Below are 24,517 nucleotides of genomic sequence, written 5' to 3'. Positions count from 1 at the left end.
GGTCTTGTATATCAATTATAAGGAAATGTCCTTTTTCGGACAATCGATTGAGTGAAAATAACTATTTCCATTGGAGGATTTCTGGTATTTGGCCGATCTTAAAGCCGTTAACCCTCCTAAACTATGGTAAAATTTTGAGTATTGAGTGTCAGAAAAAGGAGAATGATATGAAGGTATTTGAAGCAAAGTCATTACTTTCTGAAGCGGATAAACGTGCAAAAGAGTACAAGGAACTCAGATCACAAATGGTTAAGCTCAGAAAAGCATTTAAAGACGTAGCTAACCTGGATGACAGCGAGTTTTCAGGTAAAGGTGCAAACAATATCAAAGCATTTTATCATGATCATGTCGGTGTTACAGATCAATGGATTGATCTTATCGATATGAAAATTGCTTTCCTTACAAGTGTCTCTGGAGTTATAGAGGAAGCCAGCTTGTCAGATGCATACGTCGAGGAGTCTTTTTTAGAGCATGAACTCGCAAATGCTTATAAAAAATCAAAGGCTATTATGTCTGAACAGAAGAAAGCAATGAAGGACATTCTGAATGATATTGACGATATCCTACCACTTGATTTGTTTTCAACAGAAAACTTTAAAGTTGAACTTGCCAGTGCAGATAAGAAACGTGAAAAAACAATTGATAAAATTGGACAAGTTGATGATGATTTAACAACTGAATATGCATTAACAGAGCCTAACGAACAATTCATTCAACAAGATTTTAAAAAACTTCAAGAATCAACAGGTAAAGGGAAAAATGCTACACCTATTCACTATAATGCCAAAGCGTATAGAGAAAGCGACATACATAAGAAAAAAGGCGATATTGAAAAACGTACAGAAGCTTATTTGACGATTAAGAAGAAGGAAGAAAAAGAACGAGAAATTGAAAAACTGAAAGAAAGACTAAAAAACTACGATTATGCGGATGCCGATGAATTTTACTCAATGGCAAAAACCATTGGTTTTGAGAATCTTACTAAAGATCAACAGAGGTATTTCACACAAATTGAAAACACACGTGAGTTGATGGCTGGAGCCAAAGGTACTGTTACAGCTCTTTATGATATGACAGCTGAAACATTAGACTATATGGCACACAATCATCCTGTCGACATGCTTATTAATTCTGCAGTTGCAGTTTATCACTATGATTCCACATTTAATTCAATTAAAGATGCAATTATAACCTCCTATGTAAGAGACGTAAAGAATGGTGACACAGAATCAAAGGCTCATTGGTTTACATATGCAGCAGTAAACATCTTTGGCTTAAAAGGTGCTGGTTCAGTTGCTAAAATTGGAGTGAAAACAGCCGGAAAAGCTGCAGTAAAAAAAGTGTCTAAAAAACTGGATGAAACTCCTGATCCACTAACAGCAATTAAACCGTTTGTCATGCGAGAAGATGTTGTTGTAGCAGGTGGTGTGCCGTATAATGTCATCAACGGTGTGAGCGCAAAAGACAGACTGCTTCAGCTTGCTAAAAAATTAGACGAAACAAGAAAACCATTTACAGGTAAGGAAATAAATCTCCCTTGGTTAAATAAAGAAAAGTACAGCGCTGTTGAAATAGACGGCAAAGTAAAGGTTAAAGGTGAAGTTAGAGATGTAAGCCGGAGAGTCTATACCTTAAAGGACATTGATATTAATCAAAAAACTCCAAAAGGAAAAACCAATCTTGAATTAATGAAGGATGGTAAATCTCCTTATGCTAAAGACGGAACACAGATTAACTTACATCACCTCATACAAGAAGAAAGTGGAACATTGCTTGAGATACCTAACAGTTTACATACAAAGTATAGTGATGTGATACATGGCCTAAAAGGTAATGGTGAAAGCTTTAGGAATGATGTTTACCTGGAGAAACAATACAATAACTTTAAGACAAGGTATTGGAAGTGGAGAGCAAAACAATATGAGAAAGAATAAGGGGTTATAAACCATGGATCTTTATTTGAAAGTAAAAGAATTCTTAGCTGAAAATGCAAAGGAAAAAGATTTCACAGGTGGAATTAGCGAAGATAAAATTTTAAAAATCGAACAAGATCTTCAAGTTACACTTCCAGATAGCTACAAGTGGTTTCTTAGAAACTATGGTTCTGGTGGAGTTTATGGAATCGATTTATTAGGCTATGACTTTGGTGGTGCTTCAATTGTTGAAACAACTAGGGAATATCGTGAGTATAGGGAACTGCCAAGTGGTTTAGTAGTTGTAGAACATGTTGATTTTTTTGGATATTGCTTAGATACCAATAAAATGAACAGTGAAAGAGAATGTCCAGTTGTTATTTGGAGTGAATTTGGTGGCTATAAAGAACTTGATTCGGCACATTTTATAAAGTTCTTTTATGAAAGACTTCTTGAGATGAAAGAAAACTGGGAAGAAGATGAAGATTGGGACGATTAAGTCAGAAGGATTTCAATGCAGAGCCCCTCACTATGTGAGAGGCTTTTTTATTACTACAATTTCGCTTCAATTTTCGCTTTAGTCTTAGGCCCATAAATGCCGTCAGCAACCAATCCATATATGGATTGGAACCTTTTGACTGCATTTGCTGTTTTCGGTCCATACACGCCGTCAATGCCGTTATTTTTCGCCCCTTTGTTCGGATAGAAATAAAGGGCAGCAAGAGCTTTTTGAATCTGCCTTACGTCATCCCCTTTTCGCATAGGATTTGTGACTTTATATATGCCCGAAGGCAGCACATATGACGTTTTTTTGCTGCTTGGTTTAGCGCTTGGGGTGCTTGATCCTTCAAGCTTTATCTTTTGGCCAACTGTGATTTTATTCGGATCTTTTATGTTATTCCAGCTCTGAAGGTTCGCCACACTCACCCCGTGCTCTTTTGCAATTGCGGAAAGAGTATCTCCTTTTTTGACTGTATAAGTGCTTCCTGCAGCTTTAGACGCAGATGACGACGGTTTGGATGTTGTCTTTCCTCCCAGCGCATTCAATTCTGCTTCAATGGTAGCCTTAACCTCGTCCCATCTTCCCTCTGATAAAATTCGATGCGGACAATATTTGCCGTTCCAGTCTTGATGCTTGCGGACACGGTCAACGCCCCATCCTCGTTCTTTAAGCAGCTGTGCCACAAACTTAATAGCTAGCTTTTCCGCCGCCTTATATCGTGCGCCTCCTGACTTACTGTAACAAATTTCGACACCAATCGACTTACGATTACCTGTACCGTTTGTTCCATCTCCTGTGTGCCATGCGTTACGATTTAACGGCAGCCCTTGAATAACCTCTTTGTCATCAACAGCAAAATGAAAACTTGTCGAGCTTGTATTCCCGATCATATAGCTGATCTCGTTAGCAGCTGACGCATCATTCGCTGTATTGTGGATGGTAATGTATTCAGCGTCCATATAGTTCGGACATTTCAAAGCGTATTTAGCTTCTGATACAAGATTCTTTTTCACTGTGATTGTCATATTCATTCTCTCCATTCATTTTTAATATAGAAAAATCCGCCGGTTTATCCAGCAGCGTCATTTTGTTAGATTGTTTTGTTTAAGAACTGCTTTTTGTTGGTGCCCTTTTGCTGTCACATAATTGTTTTTAAACCATGCAGCAAGTGTCGTACCGATCATGAAGATCAGAGAGCCAGCAGTGTAAAGAGCATCCGCAAGCTGATTCACCTGATCTTCTGAAATATCCAACGGTGACTTACCAAGCATCAGCATTGTTTGGTTAATAAGTGCAATCAAAAGAAGCACCGTCCGAATGACCGTGCCTTTGTCATAGTTTTTCATATCGTTTATTCCTCCTATTGTACTTTGCTTTCAATTTTGTCTAGCTTTTCAATTACAACATCATATTTTTCACTGAACTTCCCCAAGACTTCATTTTGGGAATCAATTTGATTATAGAGCTTTGCTTCCCTTTCTTTACTCGTTTTCATGACATAGAATAGGAGCCAGCAAAACAACACAGCAAAGGGCCCCTGAGTGATTAAATACTGTGTAATATCCATTTCCATAAAGCCCTCACCTCCCTCATGGCAAAATAAAAACACCTCAATGGGTGTTGGTTAACTTCCTAAATCTATGACAACCGGCTCTGTAGCTGGATAGGTCAGGCCGGTGATTTGTTTATATTGGTCTTCTGTGATTCTCTTCAAGACAACAAAACGGGCGACATCAGCGTTTGTGTAATACTGTCTCCCCCATCCATAAATAGTTTTGATATTTTTAAACCAATCCATCACACTTCCCCTCCTTCAGCCAGCATTAATAACAAGTCCGCAATCATTTTCGCTTGGGACTCTATCAAGTTCTGTGCTTCGGCCAGCTGCACCATTGTTTCTGCACTTTGCGCCTTTAGTTGATCTACAGCAGATGGAGGATCGGCCGGCCCCTTCAAACTGTCTTTATATTCCTGATCAGCTGTTTCGATCCACTCTTGTTTTTCGCTCTCAAACCAAGGACGCCACATGCCTGAACCGTTTTTTTCAGGCGGTTTGTCGGTAGCATTAGGCGGTATATTATACTTACCTGTTTCAGCGTCAGGAAAAAGCTCTACAGGTTGTCCAGCATAAAAGCCATCTTCTCTATACGGATAAATTAAGATCATATTTCCCCTCCTTTAGTTTAATGGGATCACTTTATCTATATAGTATCCGGTCACTTTGCTGCTATCGTTCGCCATCAAGCCGGTCAATTTAAGGTCTCCTGACGGAAACACAATTAATTTGCTCATTCCTGTAATTCCACTTACAGCTATTAATTCCATCACGCCTTTTGACGGGGCATAGGTGGAAGGAATAGACGCAAAAACTACTTCTCGATCTGTCACAATATGGCCCGTAAGATGAAGGGCACCTGCTACTTTTTTAAATTGAAGCTGACGATCTCCTGTCTTTGCCCCATTTTTATATGTTGCATTTAACCACGGCACACTGTCAGTATCATTTTCAGTGAGAAGTCGCTTCCAGCCTGACCAGCCTAAATTGCCGTCAACATAGTTTGAATACATATTATTCTTATAATCTATAGCCACGACATAGCCAAAAGTACCGTTTCCATTACTATCAAGGGATGTGAAGTGAAAAAAACCCCTTGTTGATAAAGTGGAAGGAGCATTTAAAGGCTTCCCAGTGGAATAAAACGTTCCGAACGTCTTGCCCGCTTTCACAATTCTGTCCAGAAAATCGTCTGTATCAGCGATTGAAACCAAGACCCCTCCAACATCATTTGTGATTTTAAAAAGCTGCGCACCGTTCCATTTTGTACGTTCTGCTGCAGATATATGGACAGTCGCATCTTTTACATGCGTATCAAATTCTGTTTTGGTTGCCTGCTTGTCATTGGTAACATTCCCTAGCCCGACTTGACCTTTTGTCACCTCATGAGGATTGCTTTTATTATTAATGTGTTGATCCGTATACGTTTTTGCGTTTTTTTCAGCTGTATCTGCCTTGTTTTGTGCTCCCATCGTCGTTTCTTTCGCATTCCAGTTTGAACGCTCTGTGGACGTGATATGACGCGTAGAATCCGTATTGTGCGTATTGAATTCTACTTTTGTTGCTTGCTGCACGTTGTCTACGTTCCCCAACCCTACCTGAGTTTTTGTCACCCCATGAGGATTGGACTTATCATTTTTATGGGTATCTAAATTAACCTGAACAGCATCAGCCTTTTTCTGTGCCCCGTCTTTGGTTTCAATGTTCTCTAAGTCCTCAAATTTTTTCCGCAGCTCTTCAACCGTCTGGATGGTTTCGTTATAAAGCTCGTTGATCTTATTTTTTAAGGACTCAAAATCATCTATATAGTACTCCACACTCGGCAGGATAGCAGTGTCAATCAGTGCTTTCTTAATCTCAAAAGAAAACTGATGAATCGACATTGCTTGCTGATTTGTGTATGAGACATCAAGCTCAGCTTGAACGGTCCCAACGTGTCTGATTTCTTCATCAGATAGAACATACGTTAGCCGGCCGTTCAATTTATCAGTGATTTCAATATTTCGAACAAATCGGCTGCCGTCAGACATTAAAAGGATGAGCTTCACAACTGCCGCGGATAACGGAAGGGGAACCCCGTCTTTCATAAGCTGGAAAGACAGTTTTGCTGTCCCTTTGTCTTGAGTTGTATATTGGATGTTTGTTTGTACCGGACTTTTGCGCCGGCCATTGATCGTAAAGCTAAGCGATTCATCTTTGTACGGCATAGTGTCCCTCCTTTACTCTTCTATAGAAGGAGATCCTTTGTCAGCCTGTCGGAGCCTTTTGATCTCATTCATTTCCTCTTCTGTTATCTTACCTTGATCGACAGCCATAGAAAGAAGCTCCTCCTTGCCGTCCCAATATCCTGATAGATAACACGTCTTGATGGCATTATAAAAAGGGCTGCTCATCCCGCATCACCCCTTACCATTGTTTCAAGTATATCCGCAACAGCTTTCAGCGCCTTTGCCCCGTCGCTTTCTTCATCTGAATCATCTGTCTCAAGAGCCTCGATGTATTCAGCCGATACGCTTTCTATCCACTCTGTTCCCGTCCATTTGGCCTGCACCAAGTCACCCGGACTGATCTCGGTTGCATTTTCCGGAACAACACGCTTTACGTTTCCGTCATCATCTTCGATGTATTGAATTTCAACCGGGCAATCATAAATATAGTTTTCATCATATTGATAAGCCCACATTTGTTTATATTCCATATGAGACACCCCTTTTTAATCCAGCTTGATGATTTCATCAATATAGGTGTATGTTGCATTCGATGCGCTTTTTGCAAACAGCCCGAGTGCAGAGATATTTCCATTTGATCGAAAAACAATCTTTCTATCTCCTGTTGTACCGGCTACAGGGCAGCTTTTATAGGTATTCTTTTTAGGCCGGGCGCTGGCAGGCAATGTCGCAAAATCAACGCCGTCTTTCTGCGGAATGGTAACTCGGCCCCTTACAAAAAGAAATCCTCCCTGTACTGCAAATTGTAGACGATAGTTGCTGTCAGGATTCTTTGCGCCATTCTTTAAAGGCAGGTCTGCCCAGGGCAGCTTTCCACTTGCTGAAATCTCTGACCAATCGCCAACATTCCCGTCATTTGTAACAACTCGGGTTAAAATTTTAATTGGCCGCGCTGTTGCGTTCCTGGTTAACGTTTGAATGACTGATCCGGCGCGATCTGCTGGCGCAATGTTTAACCACCATCCGGCGTTACCGCTGTCCGGATGATCCGAAAGCGTTTTTGTTTCTGTCGTAAGCATATAATAAAAACCGGGTTGTCTAAATTCTTTTAAGGACTTTAAGCCGTCTGGAAGCCGCTTTGAATAGCCATTGTTTTGAGTGAGTTTATACCCTTGATACCCTTGGGCTAGGTCAATACCGAATTTGGCTGCATTCTCTTTAGAATGGTAGGCGTATACCTTGGCAAGTCTTTTTCCGACGGCTCCCGTCGCCACACCTGCGAAGAGTGATTTCTTCCCTGTCTTCGGGTCCTTGTATAAAAAGATTGACTCAGGCTCTCGGAAACCATCTTCGTATTTGCCGTCTGGCCCATAGCCAAAATCACAGGAGATGCGCTTTTTCAAGCTTCCATCCTTAAAGCTAAATTGCGTGATTTCACATGGATACGTTTTGTTATTGGTGTCCCCGGTGTACCAGTACAAATCATATCCGTCTATTGTGAATCCTTGGAGATAAAACAAGTCATTCGGAATGATTACCTTCCCCAGCACTTTATTTACGCCGTTTTTTACATCACTTAATTTCCTGAGCTCCACCAAACTATTATCGTCTTGTAATCTGATTCGGAACGCAATAAAGCCATTTTCTCTATCAATCACAGGAATCGTATAATAATCGTTGAATTTGTTATAGCGTTTAATGCCTCCGCTGCCGCCGTTCAATGTGGCCCCTGCCGTATAAGGAAAACGCACAAGATCGTTGCCAACAGTGTTTCCGTTTGAATCTACAACATTATAGTTGGACCAGATATACACTTTCCCGTTTTCCCGTTCCAATCCAATTGTGGTGCCGTGACCACCGTGAATGAGCGTCATGCTGTCCAGCATCACCCCGTTTTTATTCATCCGGGTAATGGTGAAACTTTCACTTTTATCTTGGTTTCCGCTGGCAACCTGCGTGGCGTAAATATCGCCAGTCATTTCATCAATGACAAAACATTGCAGCACCGTTTTATCTGCTAAATTCAAGTTTGTATGGTAAACCGGCGGAACGGTTGTAAAGTCAAAAGACATTTCCTTCTGAATCATTGAATCCAAGTTTTCGAGATTAGTTTCGTTTGCGACAAGGTGATCACGTAAAGACGGATAGACTTTCCCTCTTTTATCTACACGAGCATCTATGGTTTCTTTTATATTGGTCCCATCTGCTTCTAACACAATGTTGCGGAGCCGCGCTTTCGCTATTTCAATTTCCTCGTAAACTGTCAGCCCACTGCCATGGGCCACCTGGGAAGATGTATGAGCAGTCACAGCCGATTTATGATTGGCAATGGAATTGGATAGTCCATTTAATCCATTTTCAATGCTTTCCAGGTCATCCCGCTGTTGCGCAAGATACAGTGAATCTTTTGTAGAATCATAATCTTTTATTAATCTGATCACCATGAGATCACTCTCCTTTCAAGAACAACACAAAAAAGCACCCTGGTAAGAGTGCTCATATCATCATTCTTAGTTTTTGCATATATCGCTTTTGATCTTTCAATCTCTTCTCTTGCTCCATCCGAATGTCTTGAATATCTTTTCGGAAATTAGCAAAAGTCAGTGTCGGTTTTGCGTAAGGATTTAATGGTTTATATTGAATGGCCAAAAGACGGACATCATCTTCGTACGTCACGCCATATGATGTGTCAGCCAAAATATGCAGTGTGTCACCCTTCCAGAAATCCTCTTGTATCTTTAAAAGCTTCGGCTCGTAGATGTATTCATAATCTACTTCTATTTCCGTCTGTGGATATGGATTGACGTACTTTTTCAAAGCCGCCAACATACTGGACTCTTTTTTATATTTTTCATCCCGCAATGGTTCCGCCCATCTTGGCATACCATCAATCAAAAATTTATCTTCGTCAGGATGCTTGTACAATACCGGTTCAAAAACATACTCCGTTTTTTTGCTGTCTGTGCTGCTGTTTTCTTTAATTGCACCAAAACCCCTCGCCCTTGTGGAACACCCTTGAGTAGAGGTTTTGATTGTGATACCAGGCATATTATAGCGAGTATCAAGTGTATGATTTATTCGTTTGCCCATTTTCTTATACACGTAGACTTTATAATTATCGACATCTAATTCTAAGCCATAGTCTTCCACAATTTCATCCATCAGATCATTTCCGAATCTGTCACCGAAATTCTCTTGTTCAACGCTAGAGAACTCACTTTCTTTGTCCATAAAGATGTACCTTAATTTTGTGCCTTTAAAAACAAAATCAAGCATCTTCCTGACGGTAAACGTCCCACTGATCGTATCTTCCACATAGTGATTGTTTAGTGTCACAACGTAGACGTGGCTTGCCGTTACTTTTTTCGAAAGTGTTCCTTCCTGGTTAATTGCAATATCTGTGATGAAATACTTTTGATGATTGAATTTTTTTTCATCAAGATAAAGAATGTTGTCATTCACAAGCAAATCATATTCTGTACCATTATCAGCTGTCCGTGTGATCGTGAATTCAATATCCTTTTTCCCTGTCGTATCGTCTAATAAGTCAGGATCAGCGCCGATGACTTCAATAGCTTGTGAATCGTCCTGACTCGCCACATGCAGCTTTGGTAAATATACATCTTTAGGGAGACTCTGATTTAGCGTAATATCTTTTCCGTCATACTCTTTGCTCGGCAGATCTACGATTGGATCAGGATTACTTGGTTCATCAGGATTGTCAGGCAGTCCCTCAGTTGTATCGTATTTGGTTAATTTATACGTGAAAATAATGCTATTGAGCTTTGTTGCATAATTTGGATCAGTTGCATATCCAGCTTTTACGAGCGCAGCTGTAGCTTTTTGATAATCTGTCTCTCCGACAACCGCCCTGTAATGATTTTTATCCCAGCTTACGCCATTGAGATACAGGTTAGCTAAGTCGTCAATCGACTCTTTCCAAGAGGGGTATTTTCTAAACTTTGCCGGAACCTGAACATTTTCACCGTTAATGACTTCCCAGGTCATCATAGTGACATACTGTCCCTTATACTCGCCTTTCATGCCGAAAAGGTTGTGCCCTTTTGTCGCAAGTTCACTTGTTCCCCATGCGCTCTCAAGACATCCCTGGGCAATGATTAACGAAGCAAGAATTTGATGGTTTTTATAAACTCTTTGAGCGTCGGCGGCTATTTGTTTAATGAAATCCTCTTTAGCCAAAAAACCACCACCTCTTACAAATAATAAAGCCGAGTATCGAATTGGATGGTAAAGTCACTTGTGTTCTGAACTTCAAACTCATTCCATCCTATTTCAAGACTCGGCAGCCGGCCAGATGTTTTAATCGGCGTGTTATTAATGATTGTATATTGTTTGAGAAAAGAAACCTGCTGACTTTTCTTTAATTCCTGTTCAATCGTAAGCTTTTCGTCATTTGTATGATTGATCAACGTTACATTTTTACCTGCTGCATTTAACAGAACATTGTAATCATGGTCCAGTGGATTTATCTGTACGTCACCTGGATTAAACACAGAGAAACGTTTCTGATTCTTAAAAGAATAGTTCAACTGGTCATTAGGAGGAATGTTCATACCGAAAGTTCGCTTTGCTCTAGTGAAATTCTGCTTATCTTTTGTTGTAAAAGTTGATTCCGCCATACCAGTAGTATTAGTGAACTCAACAGAGAAATCGTTGAAGGTTTTCTCCTTCTCTTTTGGAATGCTGAAATTCCCATCACACGTGACAAGGAAACGCCGATTCGGCCAAAGATCAGAAGAAATGTAATAAGGAATCGGCTTAACCAATAGGGCATATAGCTGATGCCGATACATATAAAAATTCTCATGCTTGAGCGCATTCAAATAAATCTCAACATTTATCTTTCTTTCCCCATAAGTCACATCGCGTGGATGTTGCGGCAAAATCTGACCGTGCCGCCGATGCATAGTAATTGTTTCTCGATTAATATTTGGCGCTTCCGGCAAAAAGCTTAATACTTCAAATTGAGGGAGTAAGCTGTCAAGGCTCTGCTCCCCTAGTCCATTATTAAAATCAATAAACAGTTTTACCATGCAGGCTTACCCCCGTTTCTATAACGTTTTTTGTTATATCGGTCTGCACTGGTTTGATCCAGTCTTGTCCCGTCTATATACGTGTGATTGTCTTTCAAAACAAGCTGTTGCAAAAGCTGAATGTTTTGCTGGAGAGCATCTATTTGCTGACTCATCATGCTGATTTGCTTCTCTTGATTCTCAACCACGCGGCTCATGTCAACATTCACATTGGTTTGCGGCTCTGCCTCGACTTTAGCCATTGAAGCTTTTTGAAGCAGTACAAGGGCCTTTGAAATCATCCCTTGTTGAAGTGACGGAAGAACACCAAGCTCACGTCCTACACGTGCCCATAAACCGATGTTGCGTTCCCGATACGTCGGGTCTGTTGTAATTGTGGTCTCATCAAAGCCCCGTTCGTTTAGAATTGCCCATTTAGAACCGCCGCGCCCCGGTGAAGTTCCTCCTTTTGCGTATCCTACATATGGGCCACCGCGAGCCATTGATTTCAATCCAGGGTGATTGGAAATATCCCCATAGCGACCTTTGATGTAATTGATTGCAGCCAAAATGTTATCTACCGGATTCAAAATGTTATTGTGTCCAGGAAACGCATTGGATGAAAACGTACTTGGAATTGTCTGCATCAGCCCACGAGAAGGATGACCGGCTCTTGCATTTGAGTCAGTAAGATTAATGGCATTGGGATTTCCGCCAGACTCTTTCATTGCAATGGTGATCAAGCCAGGAACCCATGAGAAAGGTACCCCAGCAATGCCCACAGCTTCCGCTACCCATTTTTGAACCTGGGCAGAACCTGTCGCTCCCTTATATGCATCTGCTGTGAAAAGTCCGGCATCTGGAAGAATGCTTTTTAAAAACTGACCAGCTCCATTTTTTAATGTTTGGAGGATTCCAGTTCCTAATGAGTCCACACCTTTTCCTGACTTAAAAGGGATAAAGCCCTTAAACAAGTTCTTAATCATTTTCTCAGGGCCATTCAAGATCATTTCCATAGCACCCGAGGCAACATCTTTCGCTTTATTGACAACGCCCTTCCCTGCTGAAATGGCTCCTTTCACAAGCTTTTTTGAGCCATTAAGGGCGTCTTTGAAGAAGCTGCCGACACCGCCTGCATAACCAGGAAGACCGGTTGCCATAACTTCTTTTGACTGACTATGTGGGAGAACCGATGTACCACGCGGTAAATCCCAAACCTGCGGGCCGCCCATCCCAACCACATAAGTTCCGATGCCTGGTGTATGAGCAAGTTCAAAACCTTCTTCACCGACTAACGCCCTTCCGCCTGGGTGAAAGTCTGTCCCTTTTGCATAGGCCCTGCCTGGCGCTACCTGCATTTCAGAATTGCCGCTGTACCCTTTAGGCTTCCATTCAGGAATGGTAGGAATGTGCATGAACTCAAGAACAGTATTGATCCCGCCGGTAATTTTATTAACTACTCCTGCTAGATCAACGAGAAAAGTATCCCATTTCCCGAGCACTTCCCCTGTCTCCCAATCTACTTCTTCTAAATGCCCAGCAGCCTGCAGCTTCGCTTCACTGACCACGCCTTTATGAGTTTTTTCAGCCTGTTTCACAACCTGATCTTTTTGGCTCTTCGCAGAGCTAACTGTATCATCATGCTGTTTTTTAGTGATAGAACCCTTGACGTAATACTCTAGATCAGCGTTTTTCACCACTTCTTTATATTGCTTTTCAGCATTCTTGACCACATTGTCTTTTGCTTTTTTGCTGTTTTTAACTGTGGCTGCTGCTTCTTTTGCAGAAAGTTGAGTTTTGTTGTCTTTTAGTTTTCCAGCGATAATTGTCTGCTCTTCTTTACTTTTAGTAAGAGCAGATTCAACATGGCTATTCATTTTCTTTATAATCTGTTCTATTTCCTTACGTTCGCCATCTGTAATATCTCGGTGATCTTTAGCAGCATTTTCCCAAATCTTTTTGATGCGCTTGGTATAACCGGATATTTCTTTATGCTTGTCCTTATTGTTGTCTTTGATATTCTGTAATGTTTCTGTCTTCTCTTTTTCTGACATTTCTTTATTGGAAGCATAAAAATCACTTAACACTTTTAAAGATTTATCAGTGCTCTTTTGATAGCCATCAAGAATGGTTTGGCCCATCTTTTCATACTCACTGGACATGTTATCAGCAATTTTTTTCGTGATCTTTTTGTTTGTTAAATAGTAATAATTTAGCTTGGCACCGACTTTGGTGTTCATATCTTCATAGGCATTAATCGCTTTCGAAGTGGATTCAGAAACCTTATCGCCAAAGTCGATAGTCGCCGGCAGCACCCTTTTCTTCAGGTTGTCGTAATACTTAAATCCTGCATCAGCTAAAAGGGTGACACCAGTAACAGCTATTCCGATTGGACCACCAAGCAAACTGAGCCCACCGCGCAAAAGACCGACAATCCCGGCACCTTTTTTTAGAATGTTAAAAAGACCAAACCCACTTTTCGCAAGCTGCATAAACCCGCCAGCGCCTTTTACTGCATTCACTCCAGCTTTGATGATCCCTGAACCGAACTTAAGCAGTTCAGGAGCAAAAGAAAGGATTAATCCGGCGATCGTTCCAACTGGTCCGCCAAACAAGCTCAAGCCAAGACCTGCTACACGGGAAGCGCCACTAAGGCCACTCATCGCTCTTGCGCTTCTGGTTGTCGTTTGTTCAAGCCGGCCTACCCTAGTTGTGGCAAGTGCAGAGGTTTGATGGAAACGGTCCATTCTTGTGGATGCTGCTGCCGCCGCTGTTGAAGTGACACTCATCCCCGCTGCCGCTGTTCTTGAAGCTGTGCCGGCCGCAATCGCCTCAGCAGAATAAACGGTTAGACTCGTAGAAGCACGGTTCACATTTCCAGTTAGATACGCACCAGCTGTGCGAAGCATATTCCACCCTGCAGCCATTTTAGGAATAGAACCTAATGTGAGCAGGAACGCACCTCCCAAGAGCGAGAACACAGTGACCGCTGCACCTGTAATAGCAATTGTGCTCGCAACTGAAGAAGGCAAGGAATCAAACCATGTGACAGCACTTGTAATAACGTCTGTTGTAGCACGTATCACTGGGATAAATTGATTTCCAAGTGTAATAACAGCGTTATTTGTGGCCGACTTTAGATATTCAAATGAACCGGCCAGGTTGTCCATTTGCTTATCAGCGATTTTCTCAGCTGTGCCGCCGCTGTTTTCCAATTCTTTTGTGAAGTCTTGGAGTTTATCCTTTCCAGCGTGCATTAAAGTAATGAAACCTGATAGAGCATGCTGTCCGGCAAGCTGTTTGGCAATCCTGATTTGTTCTGTCTCCGTATAGTCTTTGGTTTTCTCGTTGATTTGCCCTATGATGTCCGCTAACGGACGCATTTTCCCAGTTGAATCCGTTACTTTAAGCCCCAGCTCTTCGATTGCCGATGCTGCTGGCTTTGGAGGCGCAGCCAAACGAGTTAATGTTGATCGCAAAGCTGTTCCGGCCATATCAGCTTTAATCCCGCTGTTCGCCATGATCCCGGTTGCCGCGGCCAATTCTTCCATGCTCACGCCCGCAGTTTTTGCTGCCGGAGCCGCATATTTCATGGTTTGCCCAATTTCCTCAAGCCTAGCGTTCGAATTGGTAAACGTATAGGCCATAACGTCAGCAACGCGGTTTGTATCTTCTGCTTTGATATGAAACTCAGTTAGGATGTCTGAAACAATATCAGCTGTGACACCTAGATCAGTCTGTCCAGCTGCCGCAGTTGCCAATAACCCAGGCATTGCGCCGATGATTTGATTGGTCTTATAGCCAGCCATGGCTAAATACTGCATCCCTTCGGCTACTTGCCCATCAGTGTATTGGGTTACGGCGCCAAGATGACGGGCAGTTTCAGTAAGCGCGGCCATTTGGTCATCTGTCGCATTTGCTAACGCTGCAACCCGGCTCATTTCCTTTTCAAAACTGGCGGCCGCCTTTACAGTCGCCCCAATGCCGAGTGCTCCAACAGCCCCGATAGCTGTCAGCGCCTTCCCTGTTTCAGTCGCAGAATCATAGACAGCCTTTAATTCTTTTGATACCTCTTGTGAATCCTTTTTAAAGACAGAAAAAACACTTGCAGCTCGGCTCGTGTTTCCTGACAAGGTTTCATATTCTTTGCTGACTTGCTGCAGTTCTCTTCCTAAATTTTGATGAACAGCTATTGCATCATTTAAGCGCCGAGCTTGGATTTGTGTCTCTCGGTTGTCCTTTCCTTTTTGACGGGCCAATTCATCATATCTCTGACGGTGTTCTTGTACTAAACGGCCTTGAATCTTATATTTATTGTTTAGCCCTTCCATTTGCGACTGAAGGAGCTTCGTTTGGTCACCGGTATTTTTATAAATACTGCCGGCCGCCTTCATTTCTGAGTTTGCCAGGCGCATTTGTCTTTTTAGGCCTTCAATACCTCGATTAAATCCTGTATCATCAAGACCTACTTTAACAACCATATTTCCTATTGGTTGAGCCATATGTAAACACCCCGCTTTCCTGGCATAAACTCAACAAAAAAAGACAGGTGAGCACCTGTCTAAAAGATTTGGTCAATTGTTACCGTCTTAATTTTCGGCTTATTCTTTTCAGCCAAAACCTCTAAGTAATGGTAAATGTCCATGTTATCTATTTCAGTCATTTTCCATCCTTGTTCAAGCAGTGTGGAATAAATTTCATTTATTTGCTGGATTCCTCGTTCGTAGGTGTATTCTTCTCCGTCTTCTCCTGCAAAAAATCTTGATCCATTTCCTCAATTTCTTTGTATCCAGCTACCTCTGAGAGAATTCGGCTGACTTCTTTTGTCACTTCAAATGATTGTAGCCCTTCGGTGAACTCGTCATAAGTGAACTGGTCACGGAATATTTTCACAATAAACTGGATTTGTTTCTCCAATGTTTTGATGCTCTTTTCAAGATTATCTGATGTTTTTTCCGCTTCAGCATTTAATCTCAGCGCTTCAAGAAGTGTCTTTGTATTTGTTCGCGGTGCAATAAAAGTTTTAAACTTTTTTTCGTCTTCAAACCACAATTTGATAGAAATATGTTTCTGAGCCATAATGACTCCTCCTTTTGGTTAAATAGATTTTAACTAAATAAAGAGAAGCTTTTCAGCTTCCCCCTTTTATTTCCCAAGATCAGCACTTACATTTTCTTCTGTGTCTTGTTTATTTTGATAGGCGTCCCCAAAAACTGCCTTATAAAAGTGATCTATATCGAATTTTTCTCCATCTTCATCCGCAACGATTTTGAACACATCGTCCTGCTCTCTATCTACAAATTCTGCTGAAAGTTTGATCGTTTGGAAATCCGTTTTATCTTGTTTTGTTTTCCATTCATCGCCCGGCAAAGAGAATCTCCCTTTTACCAAGCCCACATGACGAGACTTGCCGTTTGCTTTAGGTCCTTGAAACGTCATCGCAACCCAAGGAGGAATGATATTTTTCTTAAACAAATACAATCCGTTTTCATCTTGTTCAATTCCAAGTAATTTAGAGAGAATCTCCATTGGCAGATCCCGCATTTCAATGTCTAATTTAGTTGAACCAGTTGAAACTGCAAGATCGACAAGTTTGTCATCCGCATATTGTTTTTCTGTGGATGTTTCTGTTTCAACTTTCATATTAATTGCAAATTCGTAGTCAAGAATTTCTGTGGGAACAAAAAATTTACCTGCCTTTTTTAAAGGCGCAAATTTCACATTCTTCAAACCTGTTACTGAACTGTATTCAGGCATCTTAAAACCTCCAATTATAATAAAATGTTCACCTCAAACCGATATCCTTTTCGAATAAGACGTTCTTTTTGTAAAAATTCATTGATAGGGACCGTTGTCTGAAAATCCAGGCCGCTCATTATGTCCACAATAGGGGCCAAAATAGGATCGCATGAACTATTGTGGTACACATCAATCTGATAAACGGCGCTATCTTGTATCGGCTTCCCATCAGCCCATTTAGTTGTTCTGTAGTCTATCTCCTGAACCACAATGTAAGGAGGAGAACTTTCAAGCCCTTCTGGTACGGCCAGTTCATAAATATTGGCAGGATCAATCAATAACAAAAGCGCCGGATGGGTTTCCAGCGCTTCAAATACCTTGTCCTTTAATTGCATTGATCTTTCGATGAGATTTAAAAAGCTCATAACTTATACCCCGCCTTTATGACCTTTTCCATAGCATCAAGCATCTTATCATTCGCCTGGATCATACTGTTTCGAATAAAAGGATTTGCTGCCTGATGAATGGTTCCAAACTCCGGCAAGTGAACACGGAATTTAGTGTCCTTTGTGGGGCCGACAACGGCATATATTTCTCCGTCTTCATCTCGCTTTATCCTGTTTCCAACAATAATGTCCTCGTCAATGTGAGGGTGCTTACCCCCAATAGCTGACCGCGGAGCATTATCATTGATTACTTCCGCCAATACAGCACCGCCTGCTTTTACGGTTGCTTTATGGATTTTTTCGTCCTTGCGGGCTAAGTCTGCGAATGTAGATTCCAGTACTTTAAACCCCTTCAATTCCAGCTCAAAATTCATCAACTCACCACATTTGCTTTAATTGTAATGAAATGCCGGCGCGAATAGTTAGGCAAGATCGACTCGATTTCATAAGCTTTTTCACGAAAGATGATTCGCATATGCTCGTCTATGTCTTCGCGATGTCGAATTGTAAATTCCACTGTCTTTTCCTTCTGGAACGCAGCCGCAGCATAATATTCTCGGCCTTTTAAACCTTCAGCTTTAGCCCAGCATTCAATTACCGTTTGCCAGCTGTCCTTTCCATCCACAGGCAGGCGGCCAGCAGGCTTCTTTTTCTGAAATTGAATACGGTATCTCATGTCATTCAACATTAGGAGCAGCCTCCGGCAATGTATATTTGAGCTGATTGATCATGGTAGTCAGCACGCCGTCCAAGTTAGAAGTTGTCCCGGCAATTTCTCTGTTTTCATACCAGTGAGCAACGAATGCATTCACACACATTGCCGCCCTGGCTGATTTATTCGGGAATGTAAGACCGGTAGCCGAAGCAATGTATTCTTTTGCTGATGCAATAAAGTCTAAAATCAAATCATCCTCCAGGTCACCATCAACCCGGAGGAACTTTTTTGCCTTTTCTAATTCAATTTTCTCTTCTTCTGTCACTCGACATCACCTGTCTTTCATTCAGCAGAAGTGTTCGGTTTCAGCTCATCAATTTGTTTTTGTAGCCCATCTAATACGTTTTTCACTTCACTATTTAAGTGATCCATCATAACGCTGCCCGTTCCAATGTTAATGCTGCGGACTGATTTTTCTCCCAGCATTTCATGTACAATAGATTTTTCGCCGATAACAGCTGGATCACCCTTGTCACCCTTTGGACCTTGGGGACCTGGCTCACCTTGTGGGCCAGCATCTCCTTTTGGACCTTGAGGACCAGTGTCTCCTTTGTCTCCCTTTGGTCCCTGCGGACCGGTATCCCCCTTAGGACCTTGAGGGCCGGGATCACCTTGAAGGCCTTTAACATAGAGAGGATTTTGCTCGCTGTTGTCCGCGATAGAGACATCTGTAATGGGTTCCCCTGATCCATTGTCTCTTGCTGATGTTTTTGCTCCATTACTTTCATTTAGAAAATCTGCCATGTTAAATCAATCCTTTCGTTTTTTATTTACCTAAGTCCGCAGATTCAGTCGATGGTGTTTCCACTTGTGCCTCTTCTCCAACAACAAGGTCAGTAACGATGACGGCAGCTTCTGGATCAACAACTTTCCCGTCGAAACGCTCAATACCTCGGAAATATGTTTGGTCAGTGAGGAATGCGTCTCCGCCCACGTCAGTTGATTTTATTTCAAATTTTTCACGGTCAAACATGAAATAAGCACGTTCAAAATCACCGAAAAGAATATGAGTCTTTTGTGTCTTGTCGTCAGTTACAATTTCGTCATAAACCTCAACCGGTCGTCCGAACAAAAGGAAGCTGTCTTCGTCTCTAGGATCTTGAGCTAAGATTCCTCTGCCGTTTTTATCTTCAATGTTTGCCAGGGTTTCAAACGCTTCAGTATTCATAACCCACTTTGCATTTTTACGATATCCGCGTTTAATCTGGTTTTTAACCTTACGTAGAAATTTAATCGTAATTACAGAAGGCGCTTTAAGGGTTTTATATTTTTCACTAGTGATAATCCCCTCAACATTTGTTTCGCCGCCTTTTCCATAAAAGACTTCATCATTTTCTGTCACTACAGCAGATTCAGAGAGCCAGTCCACGATCTCACGAACAAAGTTTACAAATGAATCATTTAATAGCTCGCTAGAAACAGGCATAAATCCGGCGAACTTTTTGACGTTGTACCAGATTTGTTCGAATTCCATGTTTTTCAATTCTTTAATTTGTTCTTTCTCGGCTGTATTATAGAGTTTTCCCGCTACACCTTTTCGGACTGTATAACTCCCTGATGGAGCAGTTTTTGGCACAACGCGAACAAGGTTCCGAACGGAATTTAATTCTTTGATGGATTTCAAAATCTCTTTTGAGATATCGTCCGGAACAGTATACCCGCCGTCTTTATCACTTCCAGCAGACAGAGAGCGATTTTCTTTTAGGACACGCTGCATCATGCTTCTTTCTTCTTCGCCAAGGTCATGGCTGCGTCCGGTCAGCACTTTAAACCAGGCATCCCGGTACTCTTTTGTAGCTGTTAAAATATCGCGCTGTTCGGGTTCTTCATCGGGCTTTCGTTCGAATTCTGGTACAAAGTTTCGTTCTTTACCCAATGCCGGCAGTTCCAAGCCACGCTCTTCTGACATAAGCTCGATTTGTTTTTGCAGCGCCTTGGCTTCATCAAGCATGCTGCGGGCTTCTTCGGACTTCCCTTCATTCAACAAATTGGATGCCTCTTGTTTTTTCTGTGTGAATTTTTGTCTCAATTCACGTTCTTTTTTCGTCATAGCAACTGTCATTCGTATTTCCTCCTTGAATTTGGACATAAAAAATAGACCTAAATTGTCAGGTCTAAAAGTTCTAGCTCCATTTTTAATTTTTCAATTGGGGCAGCACGCATTTCTTTTAACTCCTCCACTTTAGCCAAGCTTCGTTCACTAACAACGGCCTCCGTATCGCTATAGGCAGGTGTTGTGACCAGCGATATGTCAAAGATTCTATCTATAGCATTGATTCGCCGTTCATAAACTCCTTCTTCATCATTATGCTGCCACTCATCTGGCTCTCCGTTTCTATAATCCAAAGAAAAAGCAAAAGAACACTGATTAACGACTCCGCTTCTCACATTCACCATTAAATCCTTCGCGTATGACGTGTCTGTAGGGATAAAACGGAATTTGAGACCTATTGCATCTGTTTCTAGTTCCAGCCTTCCTACGTCCTCAGAAACGGTATTTCTCGCTAAGGGATAATCCTGACGGTGGTTAAAAAGAGCGACTACGTTAGATAGGTCTGTAGAATCCAGGGCATTCCGGCTGATGATTTCTTTAAACCATCCTCCCAACGGCTCGGACCATTTTTCAAATTTCAAAGCGTATCCCTCAATAAAATGCTTTTTCTCTTCGCCTTCACCGGCAGAACGCAACTCAATTTTCGTTGTCAGACGACGTACTTCCTTGTTCACTTTGATTTTCACCCCCTTTAACTGATTTTGCTTTACTCATTTGATATTGCTCAAGCGTATCTAAGAACGTGTAATTTAGAGAAACAAGATGACGGTCCCCATTCTCTATGGCATTTCTCTCTTCTAATGCTCGGATTTCATTAATATTCAAACCGCTGATGCGCTCCATAATTTCGTAATATTCAGCCCTTGATTTTGCATCACCGCGTAATTCGCTATTAACATTAAATTTGGTATAGTACCCCTTTTTAATATCGTCATCGGTAAACAGCTTAGTAATGAACTCTTGTTCAAACGATACTAACCACGGCTGAAGTGTATTTTTTACATATTCAATAGATTGGTGTTCGATATTGCTAAACGTCGCACGATCGAGCTCATTGATCTTATGCAAAGGCACTTTAAAGATGGAGGCAATCTGAGCCTTATTAAATTTCATTGATTCTACAAATTGTGCCTCTTGCAAAGGCATTGAAATTGATTGATAATCAAGCCCGGCATCAATAATGGCAATGTTTCTCCCTGCATTTACCCTGTCCCATTCTCTCCTTGCTCGGTCCTTCGCGCCTTCCTCTAACAAGGTGGGCACTTTCAGAATACCCCTGGGAGTCGCATCATTCTTATACAACTTTGCGTTAAATTTAGTAGCAGCTGATTGAGCTCCGACTTGCTCTCTTATAACGCCTATTGGACTTTTACCGTTGATCCCGTCCTCAGTCATACCTTTGAAATGCAAAACCTCGTCAGCATATAATTCCACTCTTTTTGAATTAATGATGCTTTCATACCACAAAATTCCTGTATTCGGGTCCACATAGGGGTGAGTATGAGCCGGATTTAACGGTAGCAAATCAGTAATAAAACCATTTTTATCAGGCTTTAAATACGAATATCCATTGCCCCAGGTACAAACATGAGTCATCATGAGCTTCTTCCAAGTGAAAGCTGTCATATATTGATTCGGTTTAAGATAAAGTAATGAAGCAATTGGATGGTCCATCCCGCTTTCGATATTTCCATTAACCTTCCGGAATGTATGAATCGAAAGTTTAGCAATATCATCGGATAAGACATTCACACAGGAAAACACATCAGGATGAACCAGTGCAGTAGCTTCACTTACACGCTCACCGCTTGCCGTTTTGGAACCGCCAAACATATCGACTATCCACTCTGGTGGATCAGCAAGGTTCCAGGGGTCAGATTCGTTTGATCTTTTTGAAAACAATCCTTCTAAAAACAATTAATCACCCCCTTTTCTTGCTTAAAAGCGCAGCATAAAACATAAAAAAGACACCCGTCAGAATAAGACCGATGTTTGCGTTTAAACGATATGCGGCAGTCAGAACAAAAGCAGCTCCAATGATAAATAGAAAATCATTCAAAAAGAGTAGAAAGCCCTTCAATATTTTCTTCACTCTTACACCACCTTTAGAAAGAGAAAGAAGCTGACTGAATATAAGCATTTAAATCAACTTCATTATTAATCTGAGAAGCGCGCACATACGCATTAATTAAAGCTGCTGCCGGATCAATACGCTGAGTTGATTTGGATTTATCAAGCATGATATTCTCCTGGGCGTCCACTTTTGTTACCGCATTACCCATCGCCCATGTTAACAAATCATTTTTAGGATGAATGATTTTTTTCGCCTTCACTTTAGCTCTAAAATCTTTTGTTGGTTCGGACAACGTCGCTACGCCCTGCCGTATTTCAACCATTGTGTATCCATCCGCTTCCATTTGCTGAGCAAACTGTGTGGCGTTATATGGATCATAGCCTATTTCCTTGATACGCCAGCCGTTTTCATTCTCCATTTTCTTAATGTATGCCCTGATATAGTCATAATCAACAACGGCACCATCTGTTGTCGTTAACCATCCCTTTTTCTTCCACAAGTCATATGGAACGTTATCTGTCTTCATTCTTTCATGGAATGTATCCTCCGGCATAAATCCGTGACTTTCTATAGCAAAACTACCATTATCTAACGGAAAAATAAAAGATGCTGCCGTTAAATCAATTGTTTTTGATAAGTCAATGCCGACATAGCACTCTCGGTTTTTCAAATCCGGAATTTTATCAGAACCGCAATCTGTCCAGGCTTGCATATCCATATAGCCGTTCTCCCGCATGTTAACCCAGATATTCATGTTCTTTGTCATGAAATTTCGCATTTTCTCCGGGACGGCAAGCGCGACCTCCAACTCTCCGCGCAAATAATTCAATCCATGCTCATTGGCAGCGACAATAGGGTTAGCTTTAATCCAGTTCTTTTCGTCTTTGACGTCATCACCTTTATCAAGCTCATTGATCATCACAAAATACTGTTCATTTTGTTCCACCTTATTCGGGTCCAATATGCGAGACACGTAATCATATTCAACACGATAAGCAGGATTATTCAATTCAAATCCGGCCGTAGTAATAATCAACATCAATGGTTGAGCCCGGGCAGCCATACCGGAAGCCAGGACATCATAAATTTCTGAGGTTTTATGCGCATGGTATTCGTCGATAATGCCGCATTGCGGGTTAAAACCATCGCCAGTTTTTCCGGCATCTTTAGAAAGCGCCTCAATTTTAGACTGTGTTTTAGGGTGTTCAATTTTTCCATATGCAATCCGATATTTTTTCTCCGGCTTGTTCAAAAGGTCAGCTTGCATAATTTGCGCCTTAATTTCGTTCCAACATATTTTTGCTTGTTCTGTTTTTGTGGCGCCAATGTAAACCTCGGACATATATTCATCGTTAGCCATTGCCTCATAGGAACCGACACAAGCAAGGCTCTGCGTTTTGGTGTTTTTACGGCCAACCTGCCAATAGACTTTTTTAAATCGGCGATAGCCAGTATCCTTATGCACCCATCCGTACACATTGCCAAAGATGAATATTTGAATAGGCTCAGGCACAATGTTTTCACCCTGCAAAGGGCCTTTCGTATGTTTAAATTGGGTCATCCAGTATAGGAACCGGCGGGCTTTTTCATCATCAAACACATAAGGAAACTCCCTTGTTCCTTCCCGACTCACATCATTTAAAAAACGCTCACAGGCCCAAATGTGTTTTTCACACGCCACAATCTCACCCGATATCACTTCGCGCGAGTAATCAATGAGAAATTGTTTGATTGTCTTCATACGTTTTTAAACTCCTTCTCCGCAGCCGTCTTTTCCCGCTCTTCCTGGGTACGGGTGATAGCAAGTTTTGCCCGAGCAGACGGTGTAAGGCCAAAGTCATTCGCCGCTGATTTCATTTGATCAAAATAATTCTTTTGCCGCTTTAACAAAGGATGCTCTTCACCAACAAGCTTTATTGGGTTGCCGTCTTTGTCTTTTCCTTCTGTATGGACCATGATCCCGTCTTCTTCAATGATTTTAGAAATTGATACATACTGCGAATATGCATTACAATAGGCAGCCAACATGCTGATGTCCGCTTCCGTGATGATTTCAACTTCTGTTAATAGAGCAGCAACCCGTTTGAATTCTTTTTTCCCGACCTTATCCAACCACGTTGGCGGTTTTATATTATCGGATCGCATTTTCATTTTCTTCTCGTGCTCAGCCCGGGCGGCCAGCTCTTCCGTATTCTTTTTATTTGGGTTGCCCTGTATCAATTGAAGCGTCGCGGATTTTGCAGGCCTCGGCATGTTCTCACCTCATTTCACATCAAAAAAATGCATTTTTTGCTTGTTTTTTTCACCAATCGTGATACG

General features: G+C 41.6%; 27 protein-coding genes. 2 read left to right on the top strand and 25 right to left on the bottom strand.

Annotated elements, in window-relative coordinates; genetic code table 11:
• The first annotated feature begins 167 nt into the window (after positions 1-167).
• Together NSS75_RS10190 and NSS75_RS10185 are read left to right on the top strand one after the other, a co-directional pair.
• Positions 168-1,934: a T7SS effector LXG polymorphic toxin gene (locus tag NSS75_RS10190; protein WP_160216240.1), complete on the top strand. Its 1,767-nt coding sequence runs from the start codon at positions 168-170 to the stop codon at positions 1,932-1,934.
• A gap of 13 nt (positions 1,935-1,947) precedes the next feature.
• On the top strand, positions 1,948-2,412 hold the full coding sequence (locus tag NSS75_RS10185) for an SMI1/KNR4 family protein (RefSeq protein ID WP_339237402.1): 465 nt from the start codon (positions 1,948-1,950) through the stop codon (positions 2,410-2,412).
• 53 nt (positions 2,413-2,465) lie between these two features.
• On the opposite strand, the gene NSS75_RS10180 is transcribed toward NSS75_RS10185, so the two are convergent.
• From NSS75_RS10180 to NSS75_RS10060, 25 genes are all read right to left on the bottom strand, one after another.
• Positions 2,466-3,440 (bottom strand): N-acetylmuramoyl-L-alanine amidase, encoded by a 975-nt coding sequence (locus NSS75_RS10180; RefSeq protein ID WP_339237399.1) that lies wholly within the window; start codon positions 3,438-3,440, stop codon positions 2,466-2,468.
• Between the two features lie 57 nt (positions 3,441-3,497).
• Complete coding sequence (locus NSS75_RS10175) at positions 3,498-3,761, bottom strand: phage holin (RefSeq protein ID WP_147801362.1); 264 nt, start codon at positions 3,759-3,761, stop codon at positions 3,498-3,500.
• A 14-nt stretch (positions 3,762-3,775) separates the two neighbouring features.
• Positions 3,776-3,988 (bottom strand): BhlA/UviB family holin-like peptide, encoded by a 213-nt coding sequence (locus NSS75_RS10170; protein WP_031600555.1) that lies wholly within the window; start codon positions 3,986-3,988, stop codon positions 3,776-3,778.
• 51 nt (positions 3,989-4,039) lie between these two features.
• The gene (locus NSS75_RS10165) at positions 4,040-4,213 is read right to left on the bottom strand and encodes an XkdX family protein (RefSeq protein ID WP_080282461.1); all 174 of its coding nucleotides are present in this window, start codon (positions 4,211-4,213) and stop codon (positions 4,040-4,042) included.
• A complete protein-coding gene (locus tag NSS75_RS10160; protein WP_339237385.1) occupies positions 4,213-4,581 on the bottom strand; it encodes a hypothetical protein in 369 nt (122 codons plus the stop codon). The genes NSS75_RS10165 and NSS75_RS10160 overlap by 1 nt, the downstream gene beginning before the upstream one ends.
• A 12-nt stretch (positions 4,582-4,593) precedes the next feature.
• On the bottom strand, positions 4,594-6,177 hold the full coding sequence (locus NSS75_RS10155; protein WP_339237383.1) for a phage baseplate upper protein: 1,584 nt from the start codon (positions 6,175-6,177) through the stop codon (positions 4,594-4,596).
• Positions 6,178-6,189: 12 nt separating this feature from the next.
• Positions 6,190-6,363 carry a hypothetical protein gene (locus NSS75_RS10150; RefSeq protein ID WP_164906782.1) on the bottom strand — a complete coding sequence of 58 codons (174 nt, stop codon included), beginning with the start codon at positions 6,361-6,363 and terminating at the stop codon, positions 6,190-6,192.
• On the bottom strand, positions 6,360-6,668 hold the full coding sequence (locus tag NSS75_RS10145; protein ID WP_339237377.1) for a hypothetical protein: 309 nt from the start codon (positions 6,666-6,668) through the stop codon (positions 6,360-6,362). The genes NSS75_RS10150 and NSS75_RS10145 overlap by 4 nt, the downstream gene beginning before the upstream one ends.
• Before the next feature lie 15 nt (positions 6,669-6,683).
• Positions 6,684-8,582 carry a teichoic acid biosynthesis protein gene (locus NSS75_RS10140; protein WP_339237374.1) on the bottom strand — a complete coding sequence of 633 codons (1,899 nt, stop codon included), beginning with the start codon at positions 8,580-8,582 and terminating at the stop codon, positions 6,684-6,686.
• Between the two features lie 52 nt (positions 8,583-8,634).
• Complete coding sequence (locus NSS75_RS10135; protein WP_131227783.1) at positions 8,635-10,338, bottom strand: phage tail spike protein; 1,704 nt, start codon at positions 10,336-10,338, stop codon at positions 8,635-8,637.
• A gap of 14 nt (positions 10,339-10,352) precedes the next feature.
• Positions 10,353-11,192, bottom strand: a complete 840-nt coding sequence (locus NSS75_RS10130; protein ID WP_339237371.1) for a phage tail domain-containing protein — start codon at positions 11,190-11,192, stop codon at positions 10,353-10,355.
• Positions 11,186-15,673 carry a phage tail tape measure protein gene (locus NSS75_RS10125; protein ID WP_339237368.1) on the bottom strand — a complete coding sequence of 1,496 codons (4,488 nt, stop codon included), beginning with the start codon at positions 15,671-15,673 and terminating at the stop codon, positions 11,186-11,188. Before NSS75_RS10125 ends, NSS75_RS10130 begins: the two co-directional genes overlap by 7 nt.
• Before the next feature lie 199 nt (positions 15,674-15,872).
• Positions 15,873-16,250 carry a hypothetical protein gene (locus NSS75_RS10120; protein WP_019712660.1) on the bottom strand — a complete coding sequence of 126 codons (378 nt, stop codon included), beginning with the start codon at positions 16,248-16,250 and terminating at the stop codon, positions 15,873-15,875.
• A 66-nt stretch (positions 16,251-16,316) separates the two neighbouring features.
• Entirely contained in the window at positions 16,317-16,928 is a 612-nt protein-coding gene (locus NSS75_RS10115) for a major tail protein (protein ID WP_059335732.1), read from the bottom strand.
• A gap of 14 nt (positions 16,929-16,942) precedes the next feature.
• Positions 16,943-17,335 carry a hypothetical protein gene (locus tag NSS75_RS10110; RefSeq protein WP_339237365.1) on the bottom strand — a complete coding sequence of 131 codons (393 nt, stop codon included), beginning with the start codon at positions 17,333-17,335 and terminating at the stop codon, positions 16,943-16,945.
• Complete coding sequence (locus tag NSS75_RS10105) at positions 17,332-17,730, bottom strand: HK97-gp10 family putative phage morphogenesis protein (protein ID WP_339237362.1); 399 nt, start codon at positions 17,728-17,730, stop codon at positions 17,332-17,334. Before NSS75_RS10105 ends, NSS75_RS10110 begins: the two co-directional genes overlap by 4 nt.
• Positions 17,730-18,044 (bottom strand): phage head closure protein, encoded by a 315-nt coding sequence (locus NSS75_RS10100; protein WP_339237359.1) that lies wholly within the window; start codon positions 18,042-18,044, stop codon positions 17,730-17,732. The genes NSS75_RS10105 and NSS75_RS10100 overlap by 1 nt, the downstream gene beginning before the upstream one ends.
• The gene (locus NSS75_RS10095; RefSeq protein WP_268405947.1) at positions 18,034-18,336 is read right to left on the bottom strand and encodes a head-tail connector protein; all 303 of its coding nucleotides are present in this window, start codon (positions 18,334-18,336) and stop codon (positions 18,034-18,036) included. The genes NSS75_RS10100 and NSS75_RS10095 overlap by 11 nt, the downstream gene beginning before the upstream one ends.
• Before the next feature lie 17 nt (positions 18,337-18,353).
• Positions 18,354-18,815, bottom strand: a complete 462-nt coding sequence (locus NSS75_RS10090) for a collagen-like protein (RefSeq protein WP_019260073.1) — start codon at positions 18,813-18,815, stop codon at positions 18,354-18,356.
• Between the two features lie 22 nt (positions 18,816-18,837).
• The gene (locus NSS75_RS10085) at positions 18,838-20,133 is read right to left on the bottom strand and encodes a phage major capsid protein (RefSeq protein WP_339237347.1); all 1,296 of its coding nucleotides are present in this window, start codon (positions 20,131-20,133) and stop codon (positions 18,838-18,840) included.
• A gap of 38 nt (positions 20,134-20,171) precedes the next feature.
• The gene (locus tag NSS75_RS10080; protein WP_339237345.1) at positions 20,172-20,798 is read right to left on the bottom strand and encodes an HK97 family phage prohead protease; all 627 of its coding nucleotides are present in this window, start codon (positions 20,796-20,798) and stop codon (positions 20,172-20,174) included.
• Positions 20,761-22,041: a phage portal protein gene (locus tag NSS75_RS10075; RefSeq protein ID WP_339237342.1), complete on the bottom strand. Its 1,281-nt coding sequence runs from the start codon at positions 22,039-22,041 to the stop codon at positions 20,761-20,763. Before NSS75_RS10075 ends, NSS75_RS10080 begins: the two co-directional genes overlap by 38 nt.
• 4 nt (positions 22,042-22,045) lie before the next feature.
• Complete coding sequence (locus NSS75_RS10070; RefSeq protein WP_162868971.1) at positions 22,046-22,216, bottom strand: hypothetical protein; 171 nt, start codon at positions 22,214-22,216, stop codon at positions 22,046-22,048.
• 13 nt (positions 22,217-22,229) lie between these two features.
• A complete protein-coding gene (locus tag NSS75_RS10065; protein ID WP_339237339.1) occupies positions 22,230-23,939 on the bottom strand; it encodes a terminase TerL endonuclease subunit in 1,710 nt (569 codons plus the stop codon).
• Positions 23,936-24,451, bottom strand: a complete 516-nt coding sequence (locus tag NSS75_RS10060) for a phage terminase small subunit P27 family (RefSeq protein WP_019846969.1) — start codon at positions 24,449-24,451, stop codon at positions 23,936-23,938. The genes NSS75_RS10065 and NSS75_RS10060 overlap by 4 nt, the downstream gene beginning before the upstream one ends.
• Positions 24,452-24,517 lie beyond the last annotated feature (66 nt).

This window comes from Bacillus sp. FSL K6-1012 (genome assembly GCF_037964915.1).
GTDB lineage: Bacteria > Bacillota > Bacilli > Bacillales > Bacillaceae > Bacillus > Bacillus halotolerans.
Note: the sequence above shows the minus strand (reverse complement) of the source record. Positions and strands in the feature narration are given on the sequence as shown.

Excerpts from the sequence above, each read along its gene's own strand:
- NSS75_RS10170 (WP_031600555.1), bottom strand. The coding sequence starts at position 3,988 with ATGGAAATGGATATTACACAGTATTTAATCACTCAGGGGCCCTTTGCT.
- NSS75_RS10130 (WP_339237371.1), bottom strand. The coding sequence starts at position 11,192 with ATGGTAAAACTGTTTATTGATTTTAATAATGGACTAGGGGAGCAGAGC.
- NSS75_RS10155 (WP_339237383.1), bottom strand. The coding sequence starts at position 6,177 with ATGCCGTACAAAGATGAATCGCTTAGCTTTACGATCAATGGCCGGCGC.
- NSS75_RS10105 (WP_339237362.1), bottom strand. The coding sequence starts at position 17,730 with ATGAATTTTGAGCTGGAATTGAAGGGGTTTAAAGTACTGGAATCTACA.
- NSS75_RS10140 (WP_339237374.1), bottom strand. The coding sequence starts at position 8,582 with ATGGTGATCAGATTAATAAAAGATTATGATTCTACAAAAGATTCACTG.
- NSS75_RS10165 (WP_080282461.1), bottom strand. The coding sequence starts at position 4,213 with ATGGATTGGTTTAAAAATATCAAAACTATTTATGGATGGGGGAGACAG.
- NSS75_RS10065 (WP_339237339.1), bottom strand. The coding sequence starts at position 23,939 with ATGAAGACAATCAAACAATTTCTCATTGATTACTCGCGCGAAGTGATA.
- NSS75_RS10115 (WP_059335732.1), bottom strand. The coding sequence starts at position 16,928 with ATGCCTGAATACAGTTCAGTAACAGGTTTGAAGAATGTGAAATTTGCG.
- NSS75_RS10110 (WP_339237365.1), bottom strand. The coding sequence starts at position 17,335 with ATGAGCTTTTTAAATCTCATCGAAAGATCAATGCAATTAAAGGACAAG.
- NSS75_RS10085 (WP_339237347.1), bottom strand. The coding sequence starts at position 20,133 with ATGACAGTTGCTATGACGAAAAAAGAACGTGAATTGAGACAAAAATTC.
- NSS75_RS10100 (WP_339237359.1), bottom strand. The coding sequence starts at position 18,044 with ATGTTGAATGACATGAGATACCGTATTCAATTTCAGAAAAAGAAGCCT.
- NSS75_RS10180 (WP_339237399.1), bottom strand. The coding sequence starts at position 3,440 with ATGACAATCACAGTGAAAAAGAATCTTGTATCAGAAGCTAAATACGCT.
- NSS75_RS10060 (WP_019846969.1), bottom strand. The coding sequence starts at position 24,451 with ATGCCGAGGCCTGCAAAATCCGCGACGCTTCAATTGATACAGGGCAAC.
- NSS75_RS10090 (WP_019260073.1), bottom strand. The coding sequence starts at position 18,815 with ATGGCAGATTTTCTAAATGAAAGTAATGGAGCAAAAACATCAGCAAGA.
- NSS75_RS10150 (WP_164906782.1), bottom strand. The coding sequence starts at position 6,363 with ATGAGCAGCCCTTTTTATAATGCCATCAAGACGTGTTATCTATCAGGA.
- NSS75_RS10125 (WP_339237368.1), bottom strand. The coding sequence starts at position 15,673 with ATGGCTCAACCAATAGGAAATATGGTTGTTAAAGTAGGTCTTGATGAT.
- NSS75_RS10160 (WP_339237385.1), bottom strand. The coding sequence starts at position 4,581 with ATGATCTTAATTTATCCGTATAGAGAAGATGGCTTTTATGCTGGACAA.
- NSS75_RS10185 (WP_339237402.1), top strand. The coding sequence starts at position 1,948 with ATGGATCTTTATTTGAAAGTAAAAGAATTCTTAGCTGAAAATGCAAAG.
- NSS75_RS10120 (WP_019712660.1), bottom strand. The coding sequence starts at position 16,250 with ATGGCTCAGAAACATATTTCTATCAAATTGTGGTTTGAAGACGAAAAA.
- NSS75_RS10145 (WP_339237377.1), bottom strand. The coding sequence starts at position 6,668 with ATGGAATATAAACAAATGTGGGCTTATCAATATGATGAAAACTATATT.
- NSS75_RS10175 (WP_147801362.1), bottom strand. The coding sequence starts at position 3,761 with ATGAAAAACTATGACAAAGGCACGGTCATTCGGACGGTGCTTCTTTTG.
- NSS75_RS10190 (WP_160216240.1), top strand. The coding sequence starts at position 168 with ATGAAGGTATTTGAAGCAAAGTCATTACTTTCTGAAGCGGATAAACGT.